This is a genomic window from Oleiphilus sp. HI0117 (genome assembly GCF_001635235.1).
Genome location: NZ_LWGA01000651.1, coordinates 1 through 6,502 on the forward strand (window position 1 = coordinate 1; position 6,502 = coordinate 6,502).

Annotated in this window: 6 protein-coding genes; 3 read left to right on the forward strand and 3 right to left on the reverse strand. The window is 45.8% G+C overall.

Annotated features, from left to right (window positions below):
• A partial coding sequence (locus A3757_RS26620; RefSeq protein WP_369819540.1) for a heme biosynthesis protein HemY occupies window positions 1–437 on the forward strand: 437 nt, incomplete at its 5' end.
• A 61-nt stretch (window positions 438–498) separates the two neighbouring features.
• On the opposite strand, the gene A3757_RS08430 is transcribed toward A3757_RS26620, so the two are convergent.
• The 3 genes from A3757_RS08430 to rho form a co-directional block, all read right to left on the reverse strand.
• The gene (locus A3757_RS08430; RefSeq protein ID WP_082865348.1) at window positions 499–1,530 is read right to left on the reverse strand and encodes a 2Fe-2S iron-sulfur cluster-binding protein; all 1,032 of its coding nucleotides are present in this window, start codon (window positions 1,528–1,530) and stop codon (window positions 499–501) included.
• Window positions 1,527–3,011: a 4-hydroxy-3-polyprenylbenzoate decarboxylase gene (ubiD, locus tag A3757_RS08435; protein ID WP_068512779.1), complete on the reverse strand. Its 1,485-nt coding sequence runs from the start codon at window positions 3,009–3,011 to the stop codon at window positions 1,527–1,529. Before ubiD ends, A3757_RS08430 begins: the two co-directional genes overlap by 4 nt.
• 130 nt (window positions 3,012–3,141) lie before the next feature.
• Window positions 3,142–4,404, reverse strand: coding sequence for a transcription termination factor Rho (rho, locus tag A3757_RS08440; RefSeq protein WP_068512781.1), 1,263 nt, complete (start codon window positions 4,402–4,404; stop codon window positions 3,142–3,144).
• Window positions 4,405–4,616: 212 nt separating this feature from the next.
• Between rho and A3757_RS08445 the strand changes: the two genes are divergently transcribed.
• A complete protein-coding gene (locus A3757_RS08445; RefSeq protein WP_068512784.1) occupies window positions 4,617–5,183 on the forward strand; it encodes a type II secretion system protein in 567 nt (188 codons plus the stop codon).
• A gap of 111 nt (window positions 5,184–5,294) precedes the next feature.
• Window positions 5,295–6,502, forward strand: a 1,208-nt coding sequence (glp, locus tag A3757_RS08450) for a gephyrin-like molybdotransferase Glp (RefSeq protein ID WP_068739419.1), incomplete at its 3' end; no start/stop codon positions are given.

The following is a 6,502-nucleotide window of genomic DNA, read 5'->3' on the forward strand; positions in this document are numbered from 1 at the left end:
TACAATTCGACGCGCAGTTGCTTGAAACGTACGCACTACAGCTTATTCGCCTTAACAACGATCACGAGTGCGAAACCTTAATCCGAAAAGCCTTGGAAAAGAAATGGGACGACAGGCTGGTTCGCGTCTATGGAATGGTCGCCGCTCAAAACACTTCCGAGCAACTGATCCACGCCGAACAATGGCTAAAAAGCAGACCCAACAATGCCAGCTTATTGCTAGCACTTGGTAGGCTTTGCCTAAGAAATGGTTTATGGGGGAAAGCTCAAGAATACTTTGAAGCGAGCAACAAACTACACGAAAACAAGGAAAGTCTCGCGGAGCTATGTCGCCTGAATATACGCCTAAATGCGAAAAATAATGCCGACAAAGAAGTATTCGAAGGGCTTATCGAGAATCTTGAGCTGCCAAAATTGCCCCTACCTGAGTCTCGATAGCCACTGAGCTAGACAGTATTTCTGCTTGGCTCTAAAACCATCATGCTTGCGCCACTAATATTTAAGAACGTGGCGCATATTCCAGAACATCGGAGAAGAAGTCTTGTTCTTCTAATCCGGCTTCCAGCAAGGCGTCCATTGCAGAATGAACAAGCTTTGGCGAGCCACTAACAAAAACCTTACTATCCGCTAAATTTGAAAAGTCTGCTAATACCGCATCACTCAATTGATTGTGATGAGCGTTTGCATCTATGTTTTCAATGTCTGCGATAAGCGGGTGGAATTCAAAGTGATCATATTTCGATGCCCACTCCTCAGCCAACTCTGCCAAGTACATATCTTCTTCTTTTCTAACTCCCCAATATAAGGCAAGCGGAAGCGAATAATTCTGCGCCAGGAGATAGTCAATAATAGACTTCATTTGAGCAAAGCCGGTACCAGCAGCCATCAAGATTAGCGGCTTATCAGGCACTTTTGGCAAACAAGCCTTTCCAAACGGTAAAGAGATCGTGACACTGGCTCCACTCTCCAACGCGTCCTTACAGTAGTCCACAATTTCAACCGCTGAGTTCAAGTGCGGATCAGCCTGAATGTGGAGGGTGATTTCTCGCAAGCCAGGCGCTGAAGCGATAGAAAAATAACTACCAGCATCCTTACCCGGCATCTCAAGTGCCAAATACTGCCCGGCATAAAACTCCGGCAGCTTGCCCGCAGGTAACTGCAACTCAACTTTATAAACATGCCCTCTAATCACTTCGACAGCGATTACTCGGCAAACCGTTTTCTTCACAGGCAATTCTCCTGGCCCATAGATATTATCTATTGTAATTTTGCTTGAGTTCACTGGCCAAGTCTGGCACAGCAACAAGTCTTTCTGTAGTGGCCCCTGAACCAGCTCCCTTCGGGGGCCGAATTCAACTTCGCCAGAAACGAGCTTGGCCCGGCATATCTCACAAACCCCGTTGCGGCAACTGACGGGCAACTTCAAGGCATATCTGTCAGCAATTTCATATACTGACTCTCCCGCATCAAAAGCCAATTCGTATGTGCGAAGCTGGCCTTCAACCCGTGACTCTATTTCGAGCACGTTCACTTGGACTGATCACCACCAAAGATGCCCAAGTCGTCCCACCTTTCATCAACTCGAGACTTTATCTCGTCAGTCATGGTAATTGGTTCACCCCATTCCCGGTTTGTTTCACCCGGCCATTTATTGGTTGCATCAAGACCCATCTTGGAGCCTAAGCCCGATACTGGCGAAGCGAAGTCCAAATAGTCTATCGGTGTGTTTTCAACCAAGGTGATATCTCTTGCCGGATCCATACGTGTCGTAATTGCCCAAATCACATCTTCCCACTCTCGTGCGTTAACGTCATCATCCAAGACAATTACGAACTTGGTATACATAAACTGGCGAAGGAAGGACCACACGCCCATCATCACGCGTTTAGCATGCCCTGGGTATTGCTTCTTCATCGTTACAACGGCCAGGCGATATGAGCATCCTTCCGGCGGCAAATAAAAATCGACAATTTCAGGAAACTGCTTTCTTAGAATCGGTACAAAGACTTCATTCAAAGCTAAACCGAGAATCGCAGGCTCATCAGGCGGCCGACCAGTATAAGTACTGTGGTAAATCGCATTTTTTCGATGAGTAATACGCTCGACAGTAAATACCGGAAAGGTATCCACTTCATTGTAATAACCAGTATGATCACCGAAGGGTCCTTCGGGTGCGACTTCATCAGGGTAAATGAAGCCCTCCAATACTATCTCTGCACTCGCTGGCACTGATAGGTCACTCAAGCCCGCTTTAGTCACTTCAGTTTTACTATCACGTAACAAGCCAGCAAAGGCATATTCAGATAAGGTATCGGGCACGGGCGTTACTGCACCGAGTATTGTTGCTGGATCAGCACCTAAAGCCACCGCAACCGGGAAAGGTTTACCTGGGTGTTTTTGCTGCCACTCTCTGAAGTCTAGTGCGCCACCACGGTGAGATAGCCAGCGCATGATCAGCTTATTCTTTGCAATCAACTGCTGGCGATAAATCCCCAGATTCTGGCGAGACTTTTCAGGCCCTTTTGTAATCACCAAAGACCAGGTCACCAAAGGTCCTGCATCGCCTGGCCAGCAAGTCTGGATAGGAAGCTTATACAGATCCACCTGATCTTTTTCGATAAGCACTTCCTGACAGGCAGCCGAGCGGACCTCTTTGGGCCCCATCGCCATCACCTTTTTAAATATCGGTAGCTTTTGCCAGGCATCCTTAAAACCTTTAGGTGGTTCAGGTTCTTTAAGAAATGCCAAAAGTTTGCCCACTTCACGTAGTGCACTGACGTCTTCTTGCCCCATTCCTAAGGCAACGCGCCGCGTTGTACCAAAAAGATTTGCCAACACTGGCATATTGTAACCCTTTGGGTTTTCAAACAGTAAAGCAGGCCCTCCTGCACGTAAAGTACGATCACATATCTCGGTCATTTCCAGATAAGGATCGACTTCCTGAGCAATACGCTTCAACTCACCTTGCGCTTCAAGTTGTTTGATAAAACTTCGGAGGTCATCATATTTCATAACTGACACAACAATCTCAATTCAATTCATAAAAAAACCGGTATAAATACCGGTTTATATTCTAGCCTGACGATGTTTAATTCAGCTCAAAAGTTTTATTTAACAAAGCTTTTGAGCCATCAACAACAGCCTATCGCTTCTTCATCGACAAGAAGAACTCATCATTTGTTTTAGAGTCTTTCAGCTTATCGAGAATAAATTCTAATGCTGCTAAGTCGTCATCCATACTATGCAATAGTTTACGCAGTATCCAAACACGCTGAAGCTCATCTTCACTCATCAACAAGTCTTCTCGACGCGTTCCTGAACGGCGAATATTAATCGCAGGATATACTCGCTTCTCGGCACAACGACGATCAAGGTGTACTTCCATATTACCGGTACCCTTGAACTCTTCGTAAATAACCTCGTCCATTTTAGAGCCGGTATCAACAAGAGCTGTTGCAATAATTGTCAGGCTTCCACCTTCTTCAACATTTCGAGCAGCACCAAAGAAGCGCTTCGGACGTTCAAGTGCGTGTGCATCAACACCACCCGTTAAGACCTTACCCGACGATGGAATAATCGTATTATAGGCACGAGCCAAACGCGTAATAGAGTCAAGGATAATGACGACATCTTTCTTATGCTCAACCAAACGTTTTGCTTTCTCGATAACCATCTCGGCTACCTGAACGTGACGAGCTGGTGGCTCATCGAAGGTACTGGCTACAACCTCACCACGAACCGAACGCTGCATTTCCGTTACTTCTTCTGGACGCTCGTCAATCAACAATACCATGAGGTGACACTCAGGGTTGTTGCGCGCGACAGACTGAGCAATATTCTGCATCATCAAGGTCTTACCCGCTTTCGGCGGAGAAACAACCAAGCCACGCTGTCCTTTACCAATTGGAGCAACCAAATCAAGAATACGCGCTGACAAATCTTCTGTACTACCGTTACCGGCTTCCAGAATAAGACGATCATTTGGAAACAAAGGGGTCAGGTTTTCAAATAAAATCTTATTTTTCGAGTTCTCAGGTTTATCAAAGTTGATCTGACTAACTTTCAAAAGCGCGAAATATCTCTCGCCGTCTTTCGGCGGACGGATTTTCCCGGAAATCGTATCCCCGGTACGCAAATTGAAACGTCTAATTTGGCTAGGTGAAACGTAGATATCATCTGGTCCAGCCAGATATGAGCCTTCTGCTGATCGCAAAAATCCAAAGCCATCCTGAAGAATCTCTAAAACACCATCTCCATATATGTCTTCGCCACTTTTTGCATGGCGCTTCAATATAGAAAAGATAACTGTTTGTTTTCGAGATCGAGCAAGATTATCCAAGCCCATTTCGGCAGCAATTTCGAGTAATTCTGGAACGCTTTTTTTCTTAAGTTCGGTAAGATTCATATTATGTAAAAGTTCAAATAGATACAGCGCGAGGCCGTTAAAGGAAAGTTGTGATGAATTTAATTTTTTTGGCGGAGTGCCACCCCAAATCGGGGATATTGTCAATAAAGATAGCGCAGATTATACGCTATATCCAGAAATATACTATTTTTTTTACAATTATCGCGTTTTCGTACCTATAATTAAATAAACTACTTAAGAAACATATATTTATGAAGCCGACTCTTCAACCCTTCAAATCCCAAGGTTTTACTCTGATCGAACTGGTCATTGTTATCGTATTAATTGGAGCGCTTGCAAGCATCGCGTTACCTAGATTTAGTGACCTATCTGATGAAGCTGAACTAGCGCAGGTTAGGAGCATTGCTGGAAATTTGCAGGCAGGCGTTAAAACTGTCAAAGCAGTCTTCCAGGCAGCAGGCCATACCACTCGCACCCAAAACCTGACAAACTTTGGCAATGGCACGATTGACACCAACAATATCGGCTACCCAATTGGTGTTGATAAAGGCACAGGTAATGAGAATATAGGGCAAGGCAACAACGGCTGCATTGGTGTCTGGCAGGGCGTATTGGAAAACCCGCCCTCAGTTGTTGTTGGCAACAACAATGAAGCCTATCGAGCTTACCGCCACACCGGCAACAGAGTCTGCAGCTACGCTTATCGCCTTAACGGCGACACTGGCAATCGCAATAACAGCTCCTTGGTTATCAAGTACGACTCGCGCGACGGTAGTGTCGTAAGCTGCGGCACTCACGCAGATCTACCCGCTTGCTAACTCTTCCTTAAGCGCTTGATGATCATCAACGATTTATTTCTGTTTTAGCGATACACTGCACACGCTAAACTAATAACCCGTTTTTCATCGTCGATACTGACAGAGCTATTTATGTCGAACACAAATCAAAGCTGCTGCGATTCAGCCGTCAAACACACCCTTAATCCTTTAGATGATATCATTGAGCGCTTAAAAAAATTGGCAAACCCGATATCGGAGACAGAATCAGTTGCACTTATTGATGCACACGAAAGAGTGCTCGCTGAAGACTTAGTCTCTACACTTAATGTACCGCCCACAGATAACAGTGCCGTTGACGGCTACGCACTAAACCTTGATGACTTCTCTGAGGGTAAAGCCTTCTGTATCTCACAACGCATTCCTGCCGGGCACCAACCCGAGACACTTGAACGTGGCACTGCTGCGAGAATATTTACCGGCGCCTCGATACCAGCAGGAGCGAACTGCGTCATTATGCAAGAACAGGCGACAATCAATGAGCACAACAAGGAGGTAACCTTTTCCTCCCAGCCTAACGCTAAGCAAAATATTCGCCCTCGAGGTCAAGATGTTCAACAAGGCCAGGTTATTTTACAAAAGGGCCTAGTCCTTTCCCCTGCCCGCGTTGGCTTAATTGCTTCGATTGGTATTGCTAAGGTCAAAGTGTTTCGAAGACTAAAAGTCGCTATTTTTTCAACTGGAGACGAATTGGTAGAACCGGGCGATAAGCCCTCTTCTTCACAAATATTTAACTCCAACCGCTACCTACTTACCGGCATGCTCAAAAGCCTGAACGCAGATATAGTTGATCTTGGCCTCATCCCAGATCAACTCGAAGCAACGGTTAAAGCTTTAAACTCGGCGAGTGATAAAGCCGACATCATCATTAGCACTGGCGGCGCATCCGTTGGCGAAGAAGACTATGTACAAAGTGCAATCAAGTCATTGGGGAGCATTGATTTCTGGCGCGCAGCCATCAAGCCCGGTAAGCCTTTTATGTATGGACAAATTGGCGAAACACCAGTACTCGGTTTGCCCGGAAATCCAGGCGCAGTATTTGTTACCTTTTCGGTATTGGCTCGCCCTTTCTTACTCCATAAGCAAGGTATTAGCGACACTAAACCTCAAAGTTACTCTCTTGCCCTAGACTTCGATATTAAAAAGTCCGGCCCCAGAAGAGAATTTCTGAGAGTTCAGCGAAGCCAAGGCAATCGTCTGATTCGTCACCCGAACCAAAGCTCTGGTATGCTAAGCTCTGCAAGCTGGGCGGAGGGTTTCGCTGTGATTAAAGAACACACTCAACCAAAAGCAGGGGATTC